The organism is Halosegnis marinus, assembly GCF_029338355.1.
Classification (GTDB): Archaea; Halobacteriota; Halobacteria; order Halobacteriales; family Haloarculaceae; genus Halosegnis; species Halosegnis marinus.
Window position 1 is genome coordinate 67114 of sequence record NZ_CP119802.1, and the last position, 22144, is coordinate 89257.

The 22144-nt window shown below is 70.9% G+C and carries 23 protein-coding genes and 2 tRNA genes; 10 read left to right on the top strand and 15 right to left on the bottom strand.

Annotated elements, in window-relative coordinates; all coding sequences use genetic code 11:
- Positions 1-76: 76 nt before the first annotated feature.
- Entirely contained in the window at positions 77-2644 is a 2568-nt protein-coding gene (locus tag P2T37_RS00450) for a heavy metal translocating P-type ATPase (RefSeq protein ID WP_276234769.1), read from the top strand.
- A 4-nt stretch (positions 2645-2648) separates the two neighbouring features.
- Here the strand turns inward: P2T37_RS00450 and P2T37_RS00455 are convergent, their stop codons facing one another.
- Together P2T37_RS00455 and P2T37_RS00460 are read right to left on the bottom strand one after the other, a co-directional pair.
- Entirely contained in the window at positions 2649-3134 is a 486-nt protein-coding gene (locus P2T37_RS00455) for a hypothetical protein (protein ID WP_276234770.1), read from the bottom strand.
- Between the two features lie 53 nt (positions 3135-3187).
- A complete protein-coding gene (locus tag P2T37_RS00460) occupies positions 3188-4714 on the bottom strand; it encodes a cryptochrome/photolyase family protein (RefSeq protein WP_276234772.1) in 1527 nt (508 codons plus the stop codon).
- A gap of 100 nt (positions 4715-4814) precedes the next feature.
- On the opposite strand from P2T37_RS00460, the gene P2T37_RS00465 reads away from it, so the two are divergent.
- Entirely contained in the window at positions 4815-5306 is a 492-nt protein-coding gene (locus P2T37_RS00465; protein ID WP_276234773.1) for a halocyanin domain-containing protein, read from the top strand.
- A 36-nt stretch (positions 5307-5342) separates the two neighbouring features.
- Positions 5343-5948: a uracil-DNA glycosylase family protein gene (locus P2T37_RS00470; RefSeq protein ID WP_276234774.1), complete on the top strand. Its 606-nt coding sequence runs from the start codon at positions 5343-5345 to the stop codon at positions 5946-5948.
- Here P2T37_RS00470 and P2T37_RS00475 read toward each other — a convergent pair.
- A complete protein-coding gene (locus P2T37_RS00475) occupies positions 5938-6831 on the bottom strand; it encodes a haloalkane dehalogenase (protein WP_276234775.1) in 894 nt (297 codons plus the stop codon). The genes P2T37_RS00470 and P2T37_RS00475 overlap by 11 nt on opposite strands.
- A 79-nt stretch (positions 6832-6910) precedes the next feature.
- Here P2T37_RS00475 and P2T37_RS00480 point away from each other — a divergent pair, with 79 nt between their 5' ends.
- Positions 6911-7192, top strand: a complete 282-nt coding sequence (locus P2T37_RS00480) for a ubiquitin-like small modifier protein 1 (RefSeq protein WP_276234776.1) — start codon at positions 6911-6913, stop codon at positions 7190-7192.
- The gene (locus tag P2T37_RS00485; RefSeq protein ID WP_276234777.1) at positions 7193-8224 is read left to right on the top strand and encodes an MBL fold metallo-hydrolase; all 1032 of its coding nucleotides are present in this window, start codon (positions 7193-7195) and stop codon (positions 8222-8224) included.
- Here the strand turns inward: P2T37_RS00485 and P2T37_RS00490 are convergent.
- The 4 genes from P2T37_RS00490 to P2T37_RS00505 form a co-directional block, all read right to left on the bottom strand.
- Positions 8218-8817, bottom strand: coding sequence for a hypothetical protein (locus P2T37_RS00490; protein ID WP_276234779.1), 600 nt, complete (start codon positions 8815-8817; stop codon positions 8218-8220). The two genes, P2T37_RS00485 and P2T37_RS00490, sit on opposite strands and share 7 nt — an antisense overlap.
- A 342-nt stretch (positions 8818-9159) precedes the next feature.
- A tRNA-Arg gene (locus tag P2T37_RS00495) sits at positions 9160-9233 on the bottom strand.
- Between the two features lie 79 nt (positions 9234-9312).
- Entirely contained in the window at positions 9313-9627 is a 315-nt protein-coding gene (locus tag P2T37_RS00500; RefSeq protein WP_382210502.1) for a twin-arginine translocase TatA/TatE family subunit, read from the bottom strand.
- 44 nt (positions 9628-9671) lie between these two features.
- A complete protein-coding gene (locus P2T37_RS00505; protein WP_382211793.1) occupies positions 9672-9884 on the bottom strand; it encodes a twin-arginine translocase TatA/TatE family subunit in 213 nt (70 codons plus the stop codon).
- A gap of 90 nt (positions 9885-9974) precedes the next feature.
- Between P2T37_RS00505 and P2T37_RS00510 the strand changes: the two genes are divergently transcribed.
- The gene (locus P2T37_RS00510) at positions 9975-10793 is read left to right on the top strand and encodes an HD domain-containing protein (RefSeq protein WP_276234780.1); all 819 of its coding nucleotides are present in this window, start codon (positions 9975-9977) and stop codon (positions 10791-10793) included.
- A 117-nt stretch (positions 10794-10910) separates the two neighbouring features.
- Complete coding sequence (locus tag P2T37_RS00515; protein ID WP_276236193.1) at positions 10911-12161, top strand: MFS transporter; 1251 nt, start codon at positions 10911-10913, stop codon at positions 12159-12161.
- Here P2T37_RS00515 and P2T37_RS00520 read toward each other — a convergent pair.
- The 8 genes from P2T37_RS00520 to P2T37_RS00555 all read right to left on the bottom strand — a co-directional run bounded on the left by P2T37_RS00520 (position 12158) and on the right by P2T37_RS00555 (position 19018).
- Complete coding sequence (locus tag P2T37_RS00520; RefSeq protein ID WP_276234781.1) at positions 12158-12778, bottom strand: DUF7504 family protein; 621 nt, start codon at positions 12776-12778, stop codon at positions 12158-12160. The two genes, P2T37_RS00515 and P2T37_RS00520, sit on opposite strands and share 4 nt — an antisense overlap.
- Entirely contained in the window at positions 12775-13374 is a 600-nt protein-coding gene (locus P2T37_RS00525) for a response regulator (protein ID WP_382211796.1), read from the bottom strand. Before P2T37_RS00525 ends, P2T37_RS00520 begins: the two co-directional genes overlap by 4 nt.
- Positions 13375-13474: 100 nt before the next feature.
- The gene (locus tag P2T37_RS00530; protein ID WP_276234783.1) at positions 13475-13645 is read right to left on the bottom strand and encodes a hypothetical protein; all 171 of its coding nucleotides are present in this window, start codon (positions 13643-13645) and stop codon (positions 13475-13477) included.
- Between the two features lie 95 nt (positions 13646-13740).
- A tRNA-Gly gene (locus P2T37_RS00535) sits at positions 13741-13811 on the bottom strand.
- A gap of 136 nt (positions 13812-13947) precedes the next feature.
- On the bottom strand, positions 13948-14628 hold the full coding sequence (locus P2T37_RS00540) for a class I SAM-dependent methyltransferase (RefSeq protein ID WP_276234784.1): 681 nt from the start codon (positions 14626-14628) through the stop codon (positions 13948-13950).
- Between the two features lie 38 nt (positions 14629-14666).
- A complete protein-coding gene (locus P2T37_RS00545) occupies positions 14667-16772 on the bottom strand; it encodes a type II secretion system F family protein (RefSeq protein WP_276234785.1) in 2106 nt (701 codons plus the stop codon).
- Positions 16772-18403 (bottom strand): type II/IV secretion system ATPase subunit, encoded by a 1632-nt coding sequence (locus P2T37_RS00550; protein ID WP_276234786.1) that lies wholly within the window; start codon positions 18401-18403, stop codon positions 16772-16774. The genes P2T37_RS00545 and P2T37_RS00550 overlap by 1 nt, the downstream gene beginning before the upstream one ends.
- A 69-nt stretch (positions 18404-18472) precedes the next feature.
- On the bottom strand, positions 18473-19018 hold the full coding sequence (locus P2T37_RS00555) for a DUF7549 family protein (protein WP_276234787.1): 546 nt from the start codon (positions 19016-19018) through the stop codon (positions 18473-18475).
- An 83-nt stretch (positions 19019-19101) separates the two neighbouring features.
- Between P2T37_RS00555 and P2T37_RS00560 the strand changes: the two genes are divergently transcribed.
- The 3 genes from P2T37_RS00560 (at position 19102) to P2T37_RS00570 (ending at position 22141) form a co-directional block, all read left to right on the top strand.
- On the top strand, positions 19102-19551 hold the full coding sequence (locus P2T37_RS00560) for a DUF5793 family protein (protein ID WP_276234788.1): 450 nt from the start codon (positions 19102-19104) through the stop codon (positions 19549-19551).
- Positions 19552-19603: 52 nt separating this feature from the next.
- A complete protein-coding gene (locus tag P2T37_RS00565; RefSeq protein ID WP_276234789.1) occupies positions 19604-20953 on the top strand; it encodes a phosphohexomutase domain-containing protein in 1350 nt (449 codons plus the stop codon).
- Between the two features lie 99 nt (positions 20954-21052).
- The gene (locus P2T37_RS00570; RefSeq protein WP_276234790.1) at positions 21053-22141 is read left to right on the top strand and encodes a BMP family lipoprotein; all 1089 of its coding nucleotides are present in this window, start codon (positions 21053-21055) and stop codon (positions 22139-22141) included.
- Positions 22142-22144 lie beyond the last annotated feature (3 nt).

The window sequence follows — 22144 nt, forward strand, 5'->3', positions numbered from 1 at the left end:
TCCGAAGTTTCGGACCCGTTCGACCACGGCTCCCGAAGGAGTAAACCGCCTAAACGAGGAACCCCTCTCTAGAGACATGAGCACCGTAACCGTCCGCCTCGACGTCGGGGGGATGTCCTGTGCCAACTGCTCCGCGACGGTGGAGGAGGCGCTGGACTCGCTCGACGGCGTTGAGGCGGCGAACGTCAACTACGCGACCGACGAGGGGACGGTCGAGTACGACCCGGAGCGCGTCTCGCTCGCGGCGATACGCGACGCCGTCGCGGACGCGGGCTACAGTCTCGTCACGGATTCCGTGACCGTCTCCGTGACGGACATGACCTGCGCGAACTGCGCAACGACCGTCGAGGAGGCCGTCGCCGGCGTTCCCGGCGTCGTCGAGGCCGACGCGAACTTCGCCACCGACGAGGCGCGCGTCGTCTACGTCCCCAGCGCTACGGACCGCGACGCGCTGTACGCGGCCATCGAGGACGCGGGCTACACGCCCGTCCGCGAGGACGACGGCGACGACGGGAGCGGCGAGAGCGCCGCGGACGCGGCCCGCCGCGAGGAGATACAGCGCCAGCGGCAGCTGACTGCGTTCGGGGCGCTGCTGTCGCTCCCCCTGCTGGGGATGCTCGCCGCCCACCTGTTCGCGCCCGGACTGCTCCCCGAGACCGTGCCGGGCACGTCGCTCCCGTTCGGCTGGGTCGCGTTCGCGCTCGCGACGCCCGTGCAGGTCGTCCTCGGTCGGCCCTTCTACGCGAACTCGCTGAAGGCGATACGCAACGGCCGCGCGAACATGGACGTCCTCATCGCGCTCGGTTCGACGACGGCGTACGGCTACTCCGTCGTCGCGCTGCTCGATCTGCTCCCGACGACGGGGCTGTACTTCGACACGGCCGCGCTCATCCTGACGTTCATCACGATGGGCAACTGGCTGGAGGCCCGCTCGAAGGGGCAGGCCGGCGAGGCGCTCCGACACCTGCTGGAGATGGAGGTCGACGAGGCTACCCGCCTGCACGAGGACGGCACCGAGGAGACGGTGCCGCGCGACGAGATAGCGGTCGGCGACCGGCTGAAGGTCCGCCCCGGCGAGAAGATACCGACCGACGGCGTCGTCGTGGAGGGCTCCTCGGCCGTCGACGAGTCGATGGTCACCGGGGAGTCCGTCCCCGTCTCGAAGGCGGAGGGCGACGAGGTGGTCGGCTCCACCGTCAACGAGGACGGCGTGCTCGTCGTGGAGGCGACGAAGGTCGGCTCCGAGACGGCCATCCAGCAGATCGTCACGATGGTGAAGGAGGCGCAGTCGCGCCAGCCGGACATCCAGAACCTCGCGGACCGCATCTCCGCGTACTTCGTCCCCGCGGTCATCGCGAACGCGCTCGCGTGGGGCGCGGTGTGGTACCTGTTCCCCGAGGCCCTCGCCGGGTTCGTCGGCGCGCTCCCCGTGTGGGGGCTCGCGGCCGGCGGCCCCGCCGCAGTCGGCGTCTTCGAGTTCTCGGTGCTCGTGTTCGCCTCGGCCGTGCTCATCGCGTGTCCTTGCGCGCTGGGGCTGGCGACGCCGGCCGCGACGATGGTCGGCACCTCCATCGGCGCGAGCGAGGGCGTCCTGTTCAAGGGCGGCGACGTGCTCGAACGCGTTCAGGACGCCGACACGGTCGTCTTCGACAAGACCGGCACCCTCACGAAGGGGGAGATGACGCTCACCGACGCGGTCGCGCTCGGCCCGGCTCCCGACGGCGGGGCCGTGCTGGAGGGCGAGGCGGAGGACGCGGAGACGCGCCTGCTCCGCCTCGCGGCGACCGTCGAGAACGGGAGCGAACACCCAATCGGCGAGGCAGTCGTGGCCGGCGCGCGTGAGCGCGGCGTCACTGTCGGCGACGCGACCGGCTTCGAGAACGTCTCCGGGCGCGGGGTCCGCGCGTTCGTCGACGACGCGGAGGTCCGGGTCGGCAAGCCCGAGTTCGTCGCCGAGACGGGCGCGGACGCCGACGCGGCCGCGGAGACGGTCGAGCGCCTCCAGTCGGAGGGGAAGACCGCGATGCTCGTCGCCGCCGACGGCGAACTCGTCGGCGCGCTCGCCGTCGCCGACGAGGTGAAGGAGACCTCCGCCGAGGCCGTCGCCGCCCTGCAGGAGCGCGGCGTCGCGGTCCACATGCTCACGGGCGACAACGAGCGGACGGCTCGCGCGGTCGCGGAGCGGGTCGGCATCCCCGCGGAGAACGTCCGCGCGGAGGTCCTCCCCGACGAGAAGGCCGACGCCGTGGAGTCCATCCAGGCGGACGGCTCGCGCGCGATGATGGTCGGCGACGGCGTCAACGACGCCCCCGCGCTCGCGGCGGCCTTCGTCGGCGTCGCCATCGGCTCCGGCACGGACGTGGCCATCGAGGCCGCCGACGTGACGCTGATGCGCTCGGACCCGCTCGACGTGGTGAAGGCGGTCCGCGTCTCGGCCGGGACGCTCTCGAAGATCAAGCAGAACCTCTTCTGGGCGCTCGGCTACAACACGGCGATGATTCCGCTGGCCTCGCTCGGCCTGCTCCAGCCAGTGCTCGCCGCGGTGGCGATGGCCTTCTCCAGCGTCTCGGTGCTGGCGAACAGCCTCGCCTTCCGCCGGTACGACCCGGAGGAGGACTACCGGCTGCTCGGGCGGTTCAGGTAACTCCCTACTCTTCCTCGCGTCCCTTCCGTGCCTCTTCATCGCCCGGCGGTTCGGGCGTCGGCTCCGCGACCCAGTTGTAACACCGGAACTCGCCGGGGTCGCGGTCCCCGGTCAGCATCGCCAGCGGGACGAACCCGCGGCCGCCGCGCGCGCCGACCGGGTCCGTGTCCGCGTCCTCGACGGTCATCGTCCGCGCCGCGAACCGAACCGTCACGGACAGTTCCCCGCGGTGGTCCGCGTCGGGGTCGAACGCCAGCGTCGCCTCCCGCGGACCGATGCCGTAGATGCCGCGGTACGAGTCGCCGGCGACCCCGAGGTCGTGGCTCTCGACGGCGTCGGCGAGGTCACGGAGCCACGCGGCGGCGCGCTCGCCGTCCAGCGGCACCGTCGCGTCGAGCGTTCCGTCGGCGCCCACCCCGTCCTCGGTGTCCAGCGTCGGGTACCGCAGGTCGCCCCCGTGCCCGCCGTGTCCGTCCGTGTCGTCGCTCACGGCCGTCCCTGACCGGCGGGCGGCAAAACGGATGCGGTTGCGATTCGCCGGGCTCAGAGGTCGCCCGACTCGGCCATCGCCCGCACCTCGTCGGCGCGCTCGCGGATGGTGTCCAGTTCCTCCCCGTGCTTGTCGTCGAGGTGCGAGTAGACGAGGCCCATCCGGCCCGTCTCGCGCAGGCGCTCCTCGTTGCGGTCGAGGAAGTCCCAGTAGAGCGCGTTGAACGGGCACGAGCCCTCGCCGGAGGCCTTCGTGTGGTAGTACGGACACCCCGAGCAGTAGTCGCTCATCCGGTTCACGTAGTTCGCGGAGGAGGCGTACGGCTTCGTGGCGAACACGCCCGCGCCGAACGACCCCATCTCCACGACGTTCGGCGTCGTCACCCAGTGGTAGGCGTCGACGTAGCCGGCGTGGAACCACTCGTTCAACTCTGAGGGGTCGACGCCGTAGGTGAGCGCGAAGTTCGAGAGCACCATCAGCCGCTCGATGTGGTGGCTGTAGCCGCGCTCGCGGACGCCGCCGACCACGTCGCTCATGCAGGCCATCTCCGTCTCGCCCGTCCAGTAGAACTCAGGGAGCGGCTCGGTCTGGTCGAGCTGGTTCGCATCCGCGAGCTCCGGCATCGCCTCCCGGTAGCAGTGGCGGATGAACTCCCGCCAGCCGAGCACCTGCCTGACGAACCCCTCGACGCTGTTGAGCGGGGTTTCTGGCTGTTCTCTCGCGCCGTCGATGACCGCCTCTATCACCTCGTCGGGGGCGAGCAGGCCGACGTTCATCGCGCCGGAGAGCAGGGCGTGGTTCATCGACCGCTCGCCGGCGAGCATCGCGTCCTGGTACGGTCCGAACTCGGCGAGTCGCTCCTCGACGAAGCGGTCGAGCGCGTCCAGCGCCTCGTCGCGCGTCACGGGCCAGAAGAAGGGGTCGGGGTCGGCCCACCCCGGCCCCGGCGGGTCGGTGTCGTAGCTCCCGTCCATCGCGCCGACGCGCTCGATGACGGCCTCGGTAACCGAGTCCGGCTCGTAGCGCGGCGGGTCGGGCGGCTCGTAGTCCTCGCCCGGCGTCTCGCGGTTCTCGTCGTCGTAGTTCCACTCCCCGCCGACGGGGTCGCCGTCGGCCATCAGGTAGCCCGTTTCCCGGCGCATCGTCCGGTAGAACTGCTCCTGTCGGTACGGCGGCTCCGCGTCGCCGGCGTAGTCGTCCCACCGCTCGCGCGAGCAGAGGAAGAGGTCGTTCTCCACCACACGGAGAGTGCCGCCGCGGGCCGTTACGAGCGCGCGGAGCCGGTCGGCCGCGCCGTGGCTCGCCGGCCGCATCGTCACGAGGTCGTCGCCCGGATACGCCGCGAAGTGGGCGTCGAGCCCCTCCCCGAAGGTGTCGGCCTCGTAGTAGTCCACCGCGACGCCGCGCTCGCGCAGGCGGTCGCGGGCGTGGCGCATCGCGGCGAAGACGAGCACCAGCTTGTGCGGGTGGTAGGCGCGCCGTCGCGCGAACTCCCACGCCTCGACCATGACGACGCGGTCGGCGTCCGCGACCGGGCCGCGGTCGGGGTGGAGCTGGTCGCCGAGGAGAAGCACTGCCATAGGTCGGGTAAGGCCGGCGGAACAATCAAACCGACCCACGGGGAACGCTACCGTCCGACAGCCCTGCGTTTACGTGGCCGCCGGGGCTAGCTCGGAAGGGATGAACGACCGTATGGGACGACGGCGGTTCGTGGCGGCGACGGGTGCGGCCGGCCTCGCGGCGCTCGCCGGCTGTAGCGGCGGCGGCGACGACCCGACGCCGACGGACTACACCGAGGCGGAGGCGCGCGTCGCCGAGTACCTGGACGCGAGCGTCGCCGAGGACACGTTCGACGGGACGTTCGCCGACGCGACCGGGGAGGACGAGGTGGTCGTCGACGTGGGTGCGGACGGGAACGGCGCGGCGTACGCCTTCGCGCCGGTCGCCGTGCGTATCTCGGCGGGCACCACGGTGTCGTGGCAGTGGACCGGCCAGGGGGGCGTTCACAACGTGGCATCGGACGGCGACTCCGACTTCGATTTCGACAGCGGCGACCCGAAGCAGACGGGCGACCCGTTCGAGCAGTCGTTCGACGACACGGGCGTGGGGCTGTACGTCTGCGAGCCGCACCGCTCGCTCGGCATGAAGGGCGGTATCGTCGTGGTCGAGTAGCGCGAGGTTTTTGCCCGACTGCGGCCTCCCTCGGGCGTGGAGAACGTCACCGACGAGACGAGCAACCCCTTCGGGATGTCCGTTCCCGGCGGGGCGGCGTACGGCTACGGCGACGCCAACGCCGACTTCCACTTCATCGGCGACAGCCCCGCGCGCCACGGGGGCGCGACGACGGGCGTTCCCTTCACGGAGACGGAGGCGGGCCGGCGGCTCCAGTCCGTCCTCCACGAGGTCGGATTCGCGGCCGAGGCGTACAGCGACGAGCCGCGGTTGTCGAACACGTTCCTCTCGTACGCCCATCCGGGCGTCACGGAGGGCGAGCCGACGGACGCGGAATACGCGGACCAGGAACGCTTCCTCGACGCGGAGTTGCGCGCCATCAACGCCCACATCCTCTTCGCCGTGGGCGACCGGGCGCTCGCGTACGCGCTCGACCAGCACACCTCGCTGCTCGACAAGATTGCGCCCGACACGGCGGCGCGCCACGCCGAGCAGGTTCGGGGCCGGGGGTTCCTCGTCGTCCCGGTGCGCGAGCCCGAAGAGTGGACCGACGCGGACCGCGCGGCGCTCGTTTCGACGATCACGGACCTGCTCGACTCCGACTACCGGCAGACGAAGGGCGTCGCGACGACTATCGGGTAGTCCGGTCGACGAACGCGACGATCTCCTCGGCTATCTCCTCGCCGGCGTCCTCCTGCAGGAAGTGCATCGCGTCGGCTATCCAGCGGTCCGGCTGGTCGCGCGCCGTCGGGATGTGCTCGCGCAGCGGGTCGCGGTTGTCCCGCGTGATGGGGTCCGCGTCGGAGAACAGCACGTACGTGGGCTTGTCCCACTCGCCGAGCTTCGAGGCGGCCGCGCGGGTCATCTCCGCGCCGTCGCCGCCGCCCTTCCGGGGGACCATGTCGGGCCACTCGCGCGCGCCGGCCGTCAGCTCCTGGTCGGGGTAGGGGGCCTCGTAGGCGGCCAGCACCTCGTCGGACAGTTCCGTCGCGGTGGCGTTCTGGATGAGCATGCCGACGGGGAGTTCCTCGACGCGCTCGACGAACGCGCGGAACTCCTCCCACTCGGGCGGCATCTCCTGTGTTCCCGTCGGCACGCCCGTGTTCATCGGGACGAGCCGCGCGAACCGCTCGGGGTTGTTCGCGGCGTAGGTGAGCCCGAGGATGCCGCCCCAGTCCTGACAGACGAGGGTGATGTCCGTGAGGTCGAGCCCCTCCACGAACGCGCCGAGCGCGTCGTAGTGCATCCGGAAGCTGTACTCGTCGCGCTCGGTGTACTTGTCCGACCGGCCGAAGCCGACGGCGTCGGGGACGACCACGCGACCCCGCTCGCGCAGGCCGGGTATCAGCTTGCGGTAGAGGAAGCCCCACGTCGGCTCGCCGTGGAGACAGAGGAACGTCTCGTCGCCGTCGCCGTCCACGTCCACGTAGGCCATGTCCGGCTCGCCGACCGACCGATACGAGACCGGGTAGTCGTAGTCGGGCACGTCCGCGAACGCCTCCTCGGGGGTCGAACGGAGCGGCATACACGAGGGGCCGGCGGACGGGACATGAGCGTTTCCCCGGCGGGCGAAGCCTCTTGTCCGGCCCTCCCGGAGTCCGGGCGTGCACGTCACCTGTGCGTTCTACGCGACGGTGCGCGACGCCGTCGGCGCGAAGGAAATCGAGCGCGAGGCCCCCGAGGGCGCGACCGTCCGCGACGTGTTGGACGCGCTCGCCGCCGAGTACGACGGGGTCGGGCCGCTGGTGTTCGACTCGGAGGGCCGCGTCCGCGCGAACGTGAACGTCCTCGTGAACGGCGAGAACGTCCGCGACGGCGCGGGGCCGGCGACGGCGCTGTCGGATGGCGACACGCTCATGGTCGCACCCGCCGTTGCCGGTGGATAGATGGACCTGCCGTTCGAGTCGCACGCGATACGTCTCGGCAACGCCGCCTTCGAGGGCCTGAACAACTGCTACGTCCTCGGGACGGAGCCGGACGCGGACCTGACGCTCGTGGACACCGGCATCCACGACCCGGCGGTGCGCGATGACCTCGAGGACGGCCTCGACGAACTGGGCGTCGGCTTCGCGGACGTCGAGCGCGTGCTCCTCACGCACTGGCACCAGGACCACGCGGGGCTGGCCGGCGACGTCCAGGCCGAATCCGGCTGTTCCGTCCACGCCCACGAACTCGACGCGGACTACATCGAGGCGTACTCGCGGAGCCACGGCGCGATGGACGACGAGATGCGCGCCCTGCTAGCCGACTGGGGGATGCCGGACGACCCGCTCTCGGACCTCTCGGCGTTCCTCTCCGGCGGCGAGGCGGACGGCGCCGATCCCGACGTGACGCCCTTCGCGGGCGGCGAGACGTTCGACATCGGGAGCGTCGAACTGGAGGCCGTCCACATGCCGGGCCACAGCGCGGGCCTCTCCGGGTTCGCCTTCGACGGCCGCGACGGCGAGGAGGTGTTCGCGGGCGACGCCCTGCTCCCCTACTACACCCCGAACGTCGGCGGCGCGGACGTCCGCGTCGAGTCGCCCCTCGCCAAGTACCTCGACACGCTCGCCGGCATCGTCGAGCGGGGCTACACCCGCGCGTGGCCGGGCCACCGCGGCGTCATCGTGGACCCGCCGGGCCGCGCGGCCGACATCGTCGACCACCACCGCGAGCGCACCGAGCGGGTCGTGGACGTGCTCCGCGAGGGCCCCGCGACCCCGTGGGAGGTGTCCGCGGCGCTGTTCGGCGGCCTGCGCGGTATCCACATCCTCCACGGGCCGGGCGAGGCGTTCGCCCACCTCGACCACCTCCGGGAGGCGGGCGTCGTCGCGCGCGACGGCACCGCCTACGAGCTCGTGGACCCCGACGCGGACCTCGACGCGCTGTTCCCCGACGTCTCGGCGCACCTGCGCCCGGGCTGGCGGCCCGTTCACTGACCGCCGAGCAGTACCGCGGCGAGGTGGAGCGCCAACCCCGCCAGCCACGACGCGACGCCGGCCCACGCCGGCTCGAAGGGGAACGGCAACGGCGCGGCCCCGTACGGCGAGTTCACCGTCAACAGCGTCAGCGTCTCGACGGCGCCGGGCCCGAGGTGTGCGACGAGGACGGTGCCGACGGCGATGACGAGCGAGACGCCGCCGACCACGAACCCGACGAGCGACGCCGTCTCCTCGACCGCCAGCACCGACTCCGCGGTGTCCTCGTCCATCGGCTCTAGCCGCGGGCGCGCCAGCGCCGTCGCGACGAGCACCGCGCCCGCGACGGCGACGATTCCCTGCGCCACAAGCCCCAGCACGAGCGTCCGCGTCGAGGCGACGAACGGGTCGACGGGGAGCGTCGCGACCACCGCGGACGGGAGGACGGCGAGCGAGAGCACCGCCGCGGCGAGGAGGTACGACAGCGCGCCGAGGTGGTGGAGTTTCCGGGGAATCGGCCGCTTGAACGTCGATATCCGACGGACACGGACCCGCTCGTAGGCGCTCCCGTCGACGAGCGCGTCGGCCACCGGGTCGTCGTTGCCGTCGTTCATGGGTACTCATGACACGGTTACCGAATCCCGCGTATGTACCTTCCGCCCGGGGCAGTATCGACGGGTCGTCACAGCGCCGTGAGAGAAACCGAAGCGACGGTCGAGAGGACCACGTAGTGGCCGTCCACGGCCGTGTGCGCGCCGAAGAGCGGCCGTGGCGGGAGTGAGCGAACGCTCCGCGTTCGCGAACTACGCCGCGGCCGCGACTGACGAGCGAAGCGAGGAAGGAGCGGCCGTGGCGGGATTCGAACCACGGTCGGACGTGCTCGCTACGCTGCGCGCGACCTCTCTGGTTCGAATCCGACCGGTCGTTCTCACGGCTCGCTGTCGTTCGCCGGGGAACGGACGTGGCGGGATTCGAACCCGCGATCTAGGGGTTAGGAACCTCTCGCCCTGGTCCGCTAGGCCACACGTCCCTGTCGTGGCTGCGGCCGGCCGAAGGAAAACCGTTGTGAAGCGGCCGCTACCGGGGCGAGAAAGCGTGTGAACGGCGGCTCAGTTGCGCTCGGTCTCGGCGTCGGCGTCCGCCTCGGCGCTCTCGTCGGCGTCGTAGTCGACGGACTCGTCGTCGGCGTACTCCTCGCGGGCCTCCTCGATCTCCTCTTGGCTCGCGCCGCCCTCGCGCATCTGCTTGAGCTCCTGTTCGACCTCCTCGCGGCCCTTCTGGAACTCGCCCATCGCCTCGCCGGTCGAGCGCGCGAGTTTGGGGATCTTGTTCGCACCGAACAGTAGCACGGCGATGAGCAGGATGACGAGCAGTTCCGGTCCGCCGGGGATTCCGAACTGCGCCGGGACGAATGCTTCGAACATCTATGACCGAAGGTACTCCCTTGCGATTATAGGCTTTTTCCTCCCTACTCGGCCGAGTCGGTCTCGCCCTCGCGCATCCCGGCGAGCTCCTGTTCGACCTCCTCGCGGCCCTTCTTGAACTGCCCCATCGCCTCGCCCGACGAGCGGGCGAGTTGCGGTATCTTGTTCGCGCCGAACAGCAGCACGGCGATGCCGAGAATCACGAGCAGTTCCGGACCGCCCGGAATCCCCAGCTGCGCCGGAGCGAGTGTCTCTATCGGGAACACACCTCCGCGTTCGCGAGGTCGCTTGTAGGTCTTTTCCCGGCGCGCCCGAACCCTTTTCGCCGGGCGCGCCGTCGCGCCGGTATGAGCGATATCGACCCCCGACCGGGCGACGGCGGCCGGGAGTACGACCCCGCGGCAGAGCACGCCTTCCCCGACGAGCGGGTGAACGCGGTGCTCGACACCCTCGATGCCGACCCCGAGGTGCGCACCTACCTCCGCGCACAGAACGTCAACCCCGTCCAGCGGAAGGGGTACAACGACCACGGCAAGAAGCACATCGAGATCGTCCGCCACCGGGCGCTGTGTCTGTACGACCTGCTGAAGCGCGGCGGCGTGGCGTTCAACGGCGCCAGCCAGCAGGGGCTCGACGAGGCCGACGAGGCCGTCGTCGTCGCGCTCGCGGCGACGCTCCACGACATCGGCCACGTCGTCCACCGCGACGACCACGCGTACTACTCCATCCCGCTCGCGGCGGACATCCTCGACCGGCTCCTCCCCGAGTTCTACGACACGGCCGACGCGGTGCGCGTGAAAGGGGAGACGCTCCACGCCATCCTCTGTCACCACACGGAGGAGACGCCGCTGACGCTCGAAGCGGGCGTCGTGCGTGTCGCGGACGCGCTCGACATGGAGCGCGGACGCTCGCGCATCCCCTACGAACGGGGCGGGCGCGGCATCAACACGCTCTCCTCGCGGGCCATCAAGCGCGTCTCCCTGGAGGCGGGCGAGGAGTCACCGGTTCTCGTCGAGATAGAGATGAGCGACGCCGCCGGCGTGTACCAGGTGGACGAGCTCCTGAAGTCGAAGCTCGCCGGCTCGATGCTGGAGGACCACGTCCGCATCGTCGCGTTGAACACCCACGAGGACGACGAGCAGCTGGTCGAGCGCATCGAGCTGTAGGGGTGTGCGTATGATTCTCGTGTACTGTCGTGAAGCGGGCGCTTTTGTGGGACGCCCGAGTCCGTCGAGGTAGTGGCATCCTCGCTGCGCGTGTTCAAGGACCCGGAGTTCCTCGCCATGTCCGGGACGGCGTTCGCCCGGGCGCAGGCGTACTCCACCGTCGCCATCGCGCTCGCGCTGTACGCCGACGTGTTCGGCACCACCTCCACGGTCGAGGGGCTGTTCGGGACCGCCTTTGCCGTCGTCCAGTTGCTCATCGTCCTCCCGCTGGGGCGGAAGATAGACACCGGCAACGCGAAGCGGTGGCTGCTCGGCGGACTGGCGCTGAACGTCCTCGTCTTCGTCGGCTACGCGTTCGTGACGAACGTCCAGGGCGTCATCCTGATGCGGATGTTCCAGGGCATCGGCGCGAGCGTGCTGTGGCTCACCGGCTCGACCGTCATCGGCGAGATAGCGACGGACGGCGAGCGCGGCCTCTGGCTCGGCACGTACAACCAGGTCGGCGCGTTCTCCTCGCTGTTCGGCGACCTCGTCGGCGGCGCGCTGCTCGCGATATACGAGTTCTACGTCGCGTACGCCGTCCTCGCGGGCATCACCCTGCTCGCGGGCGTCGGCGTCCTGTTCGTCCTCCGGAACAACCCCGGCGGGAAGGCGGACCCCGACGAGGCCACGGGCCGGGAGACGCTCGAATCGCTGCTGTCGCTCTCCAGCGTGCGGGCGCTCGTGAGCTTCCGGCTCGGCCTCTCGTTCGGGAAGATGGCCGTCATCACCTTCCTCCCCATCTACGCGCGGACGGCGTTCGGGATGAACCCCTTCGTCGTCGGGGGCCTGCTCGCCGGCGGCAAACTGACGAAGGCGCTCACACAGGGGTACGTCGGCGACCTCACGGACCGGTGGGGCGGGAAACACCGCTTCATCGCCGCCGGCGCGCTGTTGTACGCGCTCGGCGCGCTGCTCATCCCGCTGGCGGAGGACGCCGCGACGGTGTTCCCCGCCGTCACCGTCGCGCTCCCCTCGGTTGGCGAGGCCGGCGGCGGCTCGCTCCTCCTCCCGCCCGCGTTCTTCGTTCTCTCGGCCGCGTACATGGTGTGTGGCATCGCGGACTCCATTCGCCTCCCCGCGAGCATGGCGCTGTTCGTCGAGGAGGGCGAGCAGTTCGACGCCGTCGCGGGGGCGATGTCGCTGCGCTCCGTGGCGTGGAAGGTCGGGCAGGTCGTCGGGCCGGTCACCGTCGGCGTCATCTGGGACGCGACGAGCGTCGGCGTCGCGTTCGCGCTCGCCGCCGCCTTCATCGCCGCCGCGACGGGCGTGTTCCTCCTCATGTACGACTCGCCGTCGGTGGCCGTGCGACCGACGCCGGGCGACTAGTCGGACGGCGGGCTGGCGTAACCGCTCCCGCGCAGCGCCACCTCGTCGTCGGACACCGCCGCCTCGCTGTCGAACAGGGTCCGTACCGTGTTCGTCTCTTGGTCGTCGTGCATCCCCGGCGTCAGCGTGAACAGGCCGAACAGGTCGGCGGAGCCGAGCCGCGAGGTGAACACGTGGAGGAAGCGGAACACCGTCTGCACCTCCGAGTACATCAGCAGCGTCGAGACGGAGTCGAGGCCGACGCGGACCCGGTCGGCCGAGCCCCGCTCCTCCAGTAGCTTCAGCTGCTTCGCGAACGCGAGGCTCAGGCCGGTGAGGTCGCCCGTCGAGCCGACGGCGCGGACGGTGATGCCGTCCACGCGGGTGTCCTCGCCCTCGCCCGTTGCGTCCACGAGCGCGAGACGCTCGGGGTCGAGGTCGGTACGGTCGTCCAGCGCCGCGACGACCCGCTCCGGCGCGTCGTTGGTGGTGATGACGACCGCGGACTCGCCCTCCGCGAGCCCGTCGGCGACGGCGTCGTACAGCAGTCCGCGGGTGCCCGCGGCCTCGCCGGTGAGGAGGACGCTCGCCCCGGGCGAGAAGGTGACGTCGCCGAACGACGGGGTTCCGTAGCTCACTGTTTCCCCTCCTCGGGCCGCGTCGCGGTCTCGGCTTCGAGTTCGCGCACCAGCGACACCATCTCGCCGCTCCCGAGCTGGTCGAGCGACTCGTCGAGCCGGCGGCGGAGCCGTCGCATCTCCGTTTGCAGTTCGGCGTACTCCTCGCTCTCCTCCAGCTCCTCGGTCCGCTTCGAGGACTGCAACACCGACCGCTTCGTCGCCAGCGCGAACAGCCGACGGGCCATCTCGGCCACGTCGTCGCGCGCGAGGAGCCGTCGGACGGTCTCGTGGAGGTGCTCGCGCTTCACCGGCTTCGTGAGGTAGTCGTCGAAGCCCATGTCGATGATGTCGAAGTCGGGCTCGACGGCGGTCACCATCGCCACCCGGCAGTCGGCCGTCCGGGCGCGTATCTCGTCGAGCACCTCCGTTCCGCTCGTATCGGGCATCAGACGGTCGAGCAACACCACGTCCACCGAGTCGTCGAGCGCGTCGAGCGCCCCCTCGGCCGTGGTCGCGGTGCGGACCTCGTAGCGGTCCCCGAGCCACCGCGCGTACACGTCGAGGAGTCCCTCCTCGTCCTCGACGATCAGTACCGTCGCCTCCTCCGTGCCCATCTCGTCCGCCACTACTCGGTCGTCCCTTAATAACCCGGTGGGGTCGCCTCGCGCGGCGAGAAGGGGGCGGCGAGACGTCCTCACCGCCGCACGCGACGCGTCAGTCGTCCGCGGCGACGTCGACCTCCGCCCACCCCTGCTCGATGTCGCCGCGGGAGAGTTCCGTGTCGTGGTACTCGTCGGCGTGGTCCCGGACCATCCCGACGAGTTCGCCGTCGTTCTCCGACCGGACCATGAACGCGCAACTGTCGCACTCGAACTGGTGTGCCATCGGTGTGACCTCCGGTCGACCCGACGCGACGGCGCCGGGTAGCCCCACGGCTTCGACGTCGAAGGCGCTTTAGACGGGGCGCGGAGGAGTCGGGATGCACCGGCCGGGAATCGAACCCGGATCGTTGGCTTGGAAGGCCAAAGTCATGCCGTTAGACCACCGGTGCCCTCTCGCTGCGTTCGAGCGCACCGAGGCTCGCGATTCCGGGGGAATCGCTCACACCGGTGCACTCCGCGGCGACGGGGGTCACCGTCGCCGGTGCGCGGCCGCGTCGCGCTCGGTTCGCCGTACCCGACCGCCGCCTATGTGCGTTTCCCTTCGACGCGGACGACGGCGAAGCAGTTGCCGCTGTCCGTGAACGTCCGCTCGACCGCCAGCGCGCTGGCCGCGAGGTCGGCGTCGAACTCCGCGGGGTCGTAGATGTGGTAGTAGCGGGGGACGGTCTCGCCGTCCGGGAGCGTCCAGTCCACGACGGTGTCGAACCCCTCCGTCGCGTCGAACTTCCCGTGGGTGGTCGACCAGACACTCACGAGCGCGGCGCCCGTCGGCGCGAGGACGCGGGCCAGTTCGTCGAGGCTCCCCCGTCGGGCCGCGCGCGAGGGGAGGTGATGGAGCGCGGCGACGTAGACGGCGAGGTCGACGGCGTCGCGGCGGACGGGGAGGCGACCGGCGTCGCCCTGCACCCACGCGGCCTCGACCCCGCGCTCGCGGGCGCGCTCGACGGCGAGGTCGAGCAGGGCGCGCGAGACGTCCAGGCCGACGACGCGCGCACAGCGGGCCGCGAGCGGCTCCGCGTGGCGACCGTTGCCGCAGCCGAGGTCCAGCCCCACGTCGCCGGCGCGACCGTCGAGGAACGCCTCGATCTGGGGCCACGGATGGGCACGCGTCTCGGAGAAATGCGCCGCGATGCGGTCGTAGGTATCGCGCACCGCGTCCCGCGAGGCGACCCGCGCGGCCTCCCCGGGGGCGTCGGGGTCGTCCATACACACGGGCGAGCGGCGGCGACCTTAGCTGACCCGGCTCACAGCAGGCCGACCGGGCCGGCGGCGAACGACCCGGACAGCGAGAGGTCCTGCGAGACGAGGAAGGCGAGGTAGGCGACGAGCAGCATCACGCTCGCGTGCTTGAGGCCGTCCTTCAGCGAGCCGCCGGCCATCTGCCCGCCGACCAGCCCGGACAGCGCCGCCTGGATGATGCCCGCGTGGAAGAAGACGAGCTGGTAGTCGGCCTTCGCCACGTCGCCGATACCGCCGAACGGCCCGCCGATGCCGCTCGCGCCGCTCGTCTCTGCGCCGGTCGGGAGGTTCGGGATGAGCACCGTGTCGATGGCCCCGATGACGACGAGGAAGACGAGGAAGGAGACGTAGATGACGACGAGGTAGGTCATCGTCTCCTGGCGGCGCTGGCGCTTGAGCTTCCGGTCGGCGCGCGCCTGCTCGGCGGCGATGCGGAGGACGGGGCCGATCTCGTTCGAGGCGCGCATCGAGTTCGTCAGCAGGGTCACGATACGGGTCACCGAGGGCGTCCGGACGCGTTTCTCGAAGCGCTCGAGCGCCTCCTCGACCGTCGCGCCCCACTGGATGTCGCGCCAGATGCGGTCCACCTCCTCGTCGAGCGCGCCGATGTCGGAGCGGCGGACGCGGTCGAACGAGGAGACGACCGAGAGGCCCGCCTCGTTGAGGCTCGCGAGCCGGTCGAGCAGGTCGGGTACCGCGCCCTCCAGCCGCTCCAGCCGGCGGCGGCTCACCTCGTACACGACGCCGAAGGTGGCGAGCACGAACAGCGCCGCCTGGATGACCACGTCGTCGAGCGCGCGCACGTCGAACGCGCCGTCGGCGTAGTAGGTGGGGAACTGGACGGCGACGAACAGCAGCGCGAGCGGTACCGTCGCGTACAGCAGCAGCGAGGGCTTGTCGAGCAGCACGCGCCCGGGGTCGGTGAAGACCCGCTGGAAGCGCGCCAGCCGGCGGTGGACCCGCAGCCGGGCGACGTTCTCGCGCGTCCGGGCGCCGAGGAGGGCCTCGCCGCCGTCCGTCGCGACGGGCGACCCGGGGCCGCCGTCGGACGGGTCCGCCTCGTCGGGGCGGCTGTTGCGCGTCGCCCGGAGCGGCTGGGTCACCTCGGAGAGGTAGGCGATGAAGAGGACGTTCGTCGCCGGCAACACGACGTAGGTGATGAGCTGGAGCAACCGGAGCATCCCGCCGCTCGTCAGCCCGATGATGAGCAGGATGGTGATGAGAAAGAGCATCCCGGCGACGACGACGGTGACGTATATCTCCGAGGCCGTCGCCAGCACGTCGAGTATCTCCTGTTGTTGCTCCTCGGCGGCGTCGCGGTAGCGCTCGTACTCGTCGCGGAGGAAGCCCGACAGCTCCTGGCCCGACTGGAGGACGCTCGTGAGGTTCTCCGCGAAGCTCTGGAACTGCTCGGAGGGCGTCCGCGTCGCGAGGTCGCGGATGGACGAGACGAGGTCGTCGCCGAACAGGTCGATGTTGCGCACGCCGATACCCATCTCCTCGGCGCCGGTGCCGAACACGTCGCTGTTGTCCGAGAGCGTCCGCATCACCGCGGGAAAGGACATCCCGCCGCGCGAGAGCGCGTAGACGAACGCGATCATCCGCGGCATCCCCGCGTCTATCTGTCGGCGGCGGGTGTCGGCCCGCACCGAGGGGATGTTCCAGCGGACGACGTAGACGAGCCCTGCCGCGCCGCCGCCGAGCAGCAGCGCGCCGACGAACAGCAGCGCGAAGTACTTCGCGTCGAAGCTGACGAGCCAGTCGGGCAGCGGCCGGAAGATGTTCCCGGCGATGGGGGCGTTCAGCCGGTCGATGCCGAGGAACTCGATGAGCGCGCCGGCGGCGTAGCCGCCGAGGACGACCCCGCCGACCGCCGCGAGCGTCGAGTAGAGGAACGTCTTGGCCTGGTACAGCCGGTAGGGCGTCCCGATGCCCGCCGACCGAAGGACCCGGCGGCGCTCGACGTTCGGCTCTATCTTCTCCCCCTCGAACAGCACCCACGCGACGCGGCTGAGCCCGCGGTCGAGCGGGCGGACCGCCGGCGAGAGCGCCAACAGCGTCAACAGCCCGACGGCGGCCAGCAGCGGGAGGAACTGGACGACCGAGACCATCAGTCGTCGTCCGCCTCCGCCGCGGCCTCGGCCGCCCCGTCGTCGAGGCCGATACCGAGCTGCTCCATCGTCCCCTCGGCGTCGACGTAGTACTGGTTCACGAGGGCGGTGAACTGTTGGAAGTTCGTGATGCCCTGCTCGCGCAGGTGCGAGAGGAACGCCCGGCGGCGCTGCATCTCGCGGAGCAGTTCGGCCCGCGACCAGCCGCGCTCCTCGCGTATCTCGTCCATGAGGTTGCGGTTCCCCTCGCGGAAGGAGTCGTTCGTCGCGGTCCACTCGAAGGCGTTCGAGTAGTCGAGTTCGCCCGTCCGCTGGTCGATTCCCTCTATCTCGGAGACGGTCTGGGCGCGGCGGACCCGCTGACCGTCGAGCCGCGCGAGCACCTGCACGCAGAGCACGTCGAGCGACTGAACCATCGAGCGCGGGACGTTGATGGGCTCGTTCTCCAGGCGGTTTATGACCGTCTGGACGGAGTCGGCGTGCATCGTGGACAGCGTCGTGTGGCCCGTGTTCATCGCCTGGAAGAGGGTGATGGCCTCCTCGCCGCGCACCTCGCCGACGAGGATGTACTCGGGCCGGTGGCGCAGCGCGCTCCGGAGCAGGTCGTACATCGTCACGTTCGACGCCTCGTCCAGCCGCTCGCGCGTCACCGCCGAGAGCCAGTTGTCGTGATACAGCGACAGCTCGCGCGTGTCCTCGATGGTGATGAGCTTCGAGCGCGGCGGGATGAACATCGAGATGGCGTTCATCGAGGTGGTCTTGCCCGACGCCGTGCCGCCGGCGAAGATGATGTTCTTGTTGTTCTCGATGGCGAGCCACAGGTACGCCATCTGCTGGAGCGAGTAGGTGCCGAACTCCAGCAGGTCGATGGGGGTGAACGGCTCGTCGGAGTACTTCCGTATCGTGAACGAGGAGCCGCGCGGCGTCACCTCCTCGCCGAGCGTGAGTTCCGCGCGGGAGCCGTCCTCCAGCGTCGTCCCGACGACGGGGTTGCCGACGGAGATGTGTTGGCCCGCCTGCTGGGCCATCCGGATGACGAACGAGTCGAGTTCCTCGTCGCCGAACGCGACGCTCGTGGCGATGTCCTGGTAGTCGTCGTGGTAGACGTACAGCGGCACGTCGTAGCCGTCACAGCTGATGTCCTCGATGTTCTCGTCGTGCATCAGCGGGTCGAGTCGGCCGAAGCCGCGGAACCGGCGCCACAGGTAGTAGAACAGCTTGTGGAAGCCCGCGGGGGTTATCTCGACGCCGAAGTCCTGGAGCCGCTCGCGGAGTTCGTCGCGCAACAGCGCCTCGGGGTCCTCCTCGGCCGTCTCCCGGTAGAGGAGCGGGTCGCGCACGTCGTCGTACAGCGTTTCCAGCAGCCGGGACTCGTCGGCGGTGAGCGACGGCTCGACGACGACGTAGCGGTGTTCGTTCTCCTCGTCGTCGTAGCGGATGGAGGCGTACGAGTACGGCGCGTTGAGCCAGTAGCGGTCCACCTCGTAGCCGACCGCGTCGGGCTCCTCGGGGACGAGCCGTCCGTGGGTTCCCGGCGTGTAGTTGCGGTCCTCGACGCGGGAGCCGCGGAGCACCGTCAGCGTGCGGCGGAGGGGGTCGAGCAGTCCGCCGTCGTTCGAGCTACCTGCCATGGTGAGGTACGGCCGGGGCCGTGGTTGGTAGGGCCGAAGTGCCCGCGGTACTTAAACACACGCCGCGGGTCACGCCTCCGGCGTCGCCGCCGCGCCGCCGGGCCCGGTGCGTTCCGTCCGCAGCAGGACGAGTCCGAGGACGGGGACGATGACCGCACCGACGGGTATCGTTACGCCGCCCTGCGCGCCGAACAGCCGGAGCGCCGAGGCGAGCAGCAGCAAGCCCGCGAGCAACAGCAGTCCCCCCATCAGCCGAACGGGGTCGAACGGGGCACGCGCCTCGACGAGTTCGTCGCGGGCGTAGTAGAGGACGGAGAAGGCGACGGCGACGAGCACCACGACGCCGCCGGCGAGCCAGACGGTGTACGCCGTCGAGACGGCCGCGCTGCCGGTGAAGTCGGGGGCGGCCCAGACGGGGACGAACGGGTCGAACCCCTGCACCTCGGGGCCGAAGAGGAACTGGAACATCGCGAACGGGAACCGGACGACGACGAGCGACGCGCTCTCGCCCAACAGCTCGCCCGACCGCACGGAGACGGACCACGGGAGCAGCGCCGCGAGCCACGCCGCGACCACGGCCAGCTCCCCCGCGTACTCGGAGTCGACCCATGCCATGGTCGAACGGCGACGGCTCGCCGGTAAAAGGTGTCGGGCCGTCCCCGTTACGTTCTTCCGCGCGCCGCCCCAACGACGGACGAATGCGGCGAGATTATTTCACGCTGGAGGCGAGCAACCTCGACTCGCCGGGGGTCCCCACCGTGGTCATCGACTTCGAGGGACCCGCCGAACAGCTGACCGACCGGCTCACCGGCGCGGACGGGGAGCCGTTCGCGGGCGAGGAGGTCGACGTGGCCTTCCGCCTGCAGGGCCCGGTCGACGAGTCTCCCGAGGGGGTGGTCGCGGTCACCAACCGCGTCACCGGGGAGTTCGTCCTCGAACTGAACGCCGACAGCGCGGACGTGTTCCGCTTCGTGGACGCGGCCCGCGAGTACGGCAAGGAGACCGACGAGGAGCACCGCTACCGCATCCGCGTGCTCGTTGACGGCGAGCCGTTCACGGAGAACGAGAAGAGCACCTTCCTCGTGTACGACGCCGAGGGCGACCTGCTCCGCCAGCACTCGCTCATCCCGAGCGGCGTGGAACTGTAGGTCGCCGGCGGCGTGAGAACGGAGTTAAGTGCGCGCCCGCGGACCCTCGGGTATGGAACTGTTCGGGACCGCGGGTATCCGCGGCGACGTACGCGAGCGGGTGACGCCGGCGCTCGCGCTGTCGGTCGGGCGCGCGGCCGCGGCCGAGGCGGGCGGCGGCGAGTTCGCCGTCGGTCGCGACGGCCGCGAGACGGGACGGGCGCTCGCCGACGCGCTCGCGGCGGGTCTCCAGTCGGGCGGCGCGCGCGTCGTCCGCGTCGGGCAGGTCCCGACGCCGGGGCTCGCCTACGCCTCCCGTGGCCGCCGCGGTGTCGTGGTCACCGCGAGCCACAACCCCCCGACCGACAACGGGCTGAAGCTGTTCCGCGACGGCACCGAGTACGACCGCGAGGCCGAGCGGGCCGTCGAGGAGCGGGCCGCGGCCGACGACCCGCCCGCCGCGTGGGACGCGTTCGGCGACAGCGAGCGCGCCGAGGTCCTCGCCGACTACCGGGCCGCCGTCGCGGCCTACGCCCGGGGGTTCGGCGCCGACCCCGACGGCCTCCGGGTGGCCGTCGATTGCGGCACCGGGATGGCGAGCGTCGCGACGCCGCAGGTGCTTCGCACGCTCGGCGCGGACGTGGTCGCGCTCAACGCGCAGGTGGACGGCCACTTCCCCGGCCGCGAGTCGAAGCCGACGGCCGAGTCGCTCGCCGACCTCCGGGCCTTCGTCCGGGACGGCGACTTCGACCTCGGCATCGGCCACGACGGCGACGCCGACCGCATCGTCGTCGTGGACGCGGAGGGCGAGGTCGTCCACGAGGACACCGTCGTCGCCGTCCTCGCGGAGCGGTTCGTCGCTGCGAGCGCCGCCGCCGACCCCGTCGTCGTGACGACGCCGAACGCCTCCGCGCGCATCGACGAGCGGGTCCGGGCCGCGGGCGGCCGCGTCGAGCGCGTCCGACTGGGCGCGCTCCACGAGGGGATGGCGACCGCGCTCGACGACGGCGACGACGGGACCGAGGTCGCGTTCGCCGCGGAGCCGTGGAAGCACATCCACCCGGAGCACGGCCCGTGGATAGACGGCGTGGCGAGCGCCGCCGTGTTGACGCGGCTCGCCGCCGACGAGGGGCTCGACGGCCTGCGCGCGCCCGTCACGGAGCGCCCGTACCGGAAGGTGTCCATCCCCTGCCCCGACGGGGAGAAAGCGCGGGTGATGGCGGCCGTCGCCGACTCGCTCCCCGCCGAGTTCCCCGACGCCGCGGTGGACACGGAGTACGGCGTCCGCATCGAGCGCGCGGACGCCTCGTGGGTCCTCGTCCGACCCTCCGGCACGGAGCCGTACGTCAGACTCTACGCGGAAGCCGACGACGTGGACGCGCTGGTCGAGCGCGCCCGGACCGTAATCGAGGCGGAACTGTAGCTCGCGACGACATTCAGAAACGCCGAGAACAGTCTATATAGACCTCGGTGCGGGTTTTTCGTAGTCCTTATGCCGGGGCGTGCCGGCCGTTCACCCGAGATGCAACTCGATAGGCGGCGGTTCATCACGGGCGCGGGGATGGCTGGTATCGCGGGACTCGCCGGGTGTAGCGGCGGTCCCTCCGGAGACGGGAACGGAAACGGGGGCGGCGACGGCGACGGCGACACCAACGTCGGGATGGTGTACGCGACCGGCGGCCTCGGCGACGGCTCGTTCAACGACCAGGCGCAGACGGGCGTCCAGCGCGCCGAGTCCGAACTCGGCATCCAGTACCAGGAGGCCCAGCCGCAGGAGGTCGCCGACTTCTCGGACCTCCAGCAGGAGTTCGCCTCCTCGTCGGACCCGAACTACGACCTCGTGTCGTGTATCGGCTTCCTGCAGGCGGACGCGCTGACCGACAACGCCGCGGAGTACCCCGACCAGCACTTCCAGATCATCGACTCGGCCGTGGACGCCGACAACGTGGCCTCCTACGGCTTCGCGGAGCACGAGGGCTCGTACCTCGTCGGCCAGATGGCGGGGCTGCTCACCACGCAGTCGTTCTCCGCGGGCGCCGGCTCGACGCAGTCCGACTCCACGAACGTCGGCTTCGTCGGCGGCGTCGAGGGCGACCTCATCGGGAAGTTCGAGGCCGGCTTCACGGCGGGCGTGAAGGCAGCGAACGACGACGTGGACGTCCAGACGAACTACGTCGGGGACTTCAACGACCCGGCCGGCGGCCAGGAGGCCGCCCTCTCGATGTACGACAGCGGGGCGGACATCGTCTACCACGCGGCCGGCAACACGGGCACGGGCGTCTTCCGTGCGGCACAGGAGCGCGGCCGCTTCGCCGTCGGCGTCGACCGCGACCAGTCGGTCACCCGCGAGTCGTTCGCGGACGTCATCCTCGCGTCGATGGTCAAGCGCGTCGACAACGCCGTCTTCGACTGCATCGAGGCGGAGGTCAACGGGGAGTTCCCCGGCGGCGAGTCCGTCGCGCTCGGCCTCGACGACGACGGCGTCGCGCTCGTCTACGGTCAGGAGCTCGGCGACGCGATTCCCGACGACGTGACGAGCGCCGTCTCGTCCTCCCGGCAGTCCATCATCGACGGCGACATCTCCGTCCCCACGGACCCGAACGACGCCTGAGAC

Coding starts and splice junctions, on each gene's coding strand:
- P2T37_RS00450 (WP_276234769.1), top strand. CDS start 77: ATGAGCACCGTAACCGTCCGCCTCGACGTCGGGGGGATGTCCTGTGCC.
- P2T37_RS00460 (WP_276234772.1), bottom strand. CDS start 4,714: ATGGCAGTGCTTCTCCTCGGCGACCAGCTCCACCCCGACCGCGGCCCG.
- P2T37_RS00465 (WP_276234773.1), top strand. CDS start 4,815: ATGAACGACCGTATGGGACGACGGCGGTTCGTGGCGGCGACGGGTGCG.
- P2T37_RS00475 (WP_276234775.1), bottom strand. CDS start 6,831: ATGCCGCTCCGTTCGACCCCCGAGGAGGCGTTCGCGGACGTGCCCGAC.
- P2T37_RS00485 (WP_276234777.1), top strand. CDS start 7,193: ATGGACCTGCCGTTCGAGTCGCACGCGATACGTCTCGGCAACGCCGCC.
- P2T37_RS00490 (WP_276234779.1), bottom strand. CDS start 8,817: ATGAACGACGGCAACGACGACCCGGTGGCCGACGCGCTCGTCGACGGG.
- P2T37_RS00500 (WP_382210502.1), bottom strand. CDS start 9,627: ATGTTCGAAGCATTCGTCCCGGCGCAGTTCGGAATCCCCGGCGGACCG.
- P2T37_RS00510 (WP_276234780.1), top strand. CDS start 9,975: ATGAGCGATATCGACCCCCGACCGGGCGACGGCGGCCGGGAGTACGAC.
- P2T37_RS00515 (WP_276236193.1), top strand. CDS start 10,911: ATGTCCGGGACGGCGTTCGCCCGGGCGCAGGCGTACTCCACCGTCGCC.
- P2T37_RS00525 (WP_382211796.1), bottom strand. CDS start 13,374: ATGGGCACGGAGGAGGCGACGGTACTGATCGTCGAGGACGAGGAGGGA.
- P2T37_RS00530 (WP_276234783.1), bottom strand. CDS start 13,645: ATGGCACACCAGTTCGAGTGCGACAGTTGCGCGTTCATGGTCCGGTCG.
- P2T37_RS00540 (WP_276234784.1), bottom strand. CDS start 14,628: ATGGACGACCCCGACGCCCCCGGGGAGGCCGCGCGGGTCGCCTCGCGG.
- P2T37_RS00545 (WP_276234785.1), bottom strand. CDS start 16,772: ATGGTCTCGGTCGTCCAGTTCCTCCCGCTGCTGGCCGCCGTCGGGCTG.
- P2T37_RS00550 (WP_276234786.1), bottom strand. CDS start 18,403: ATGGCAGGTAGCTCGAACGACGGCGGACTGCTCGACCCCCTCCGCCGC.
- P2T37_RS00555 (WP_276234787.1), bottom strand. CDS start 19,018: ATGGCATGGGTCGACTCCGAGTACGCGGGGGAGCTGGCCGTGGTCGCG.
- P2T37_RS00560 (WP_276234788.1), top strand. CDS start 19,102: ATGCGGCGAGATTATTTCACGCTGGAGGCGAGCAACCTCGACTCGCCG.
- P2T37_RS00565 (WP_276234789.1), top strand. CDS start 19,604: ATGGAACTGTTCGGGACCGCGGGTATCCGCGGCGACGTACGCGAGCGG.
- P2T37_RS00570 (WP_276234790.1), top strand. CDS start 21,053: ATGCAACTCGATAGGCGGCGGTTCATCACGGGCGCGGGGATGGCTGGT.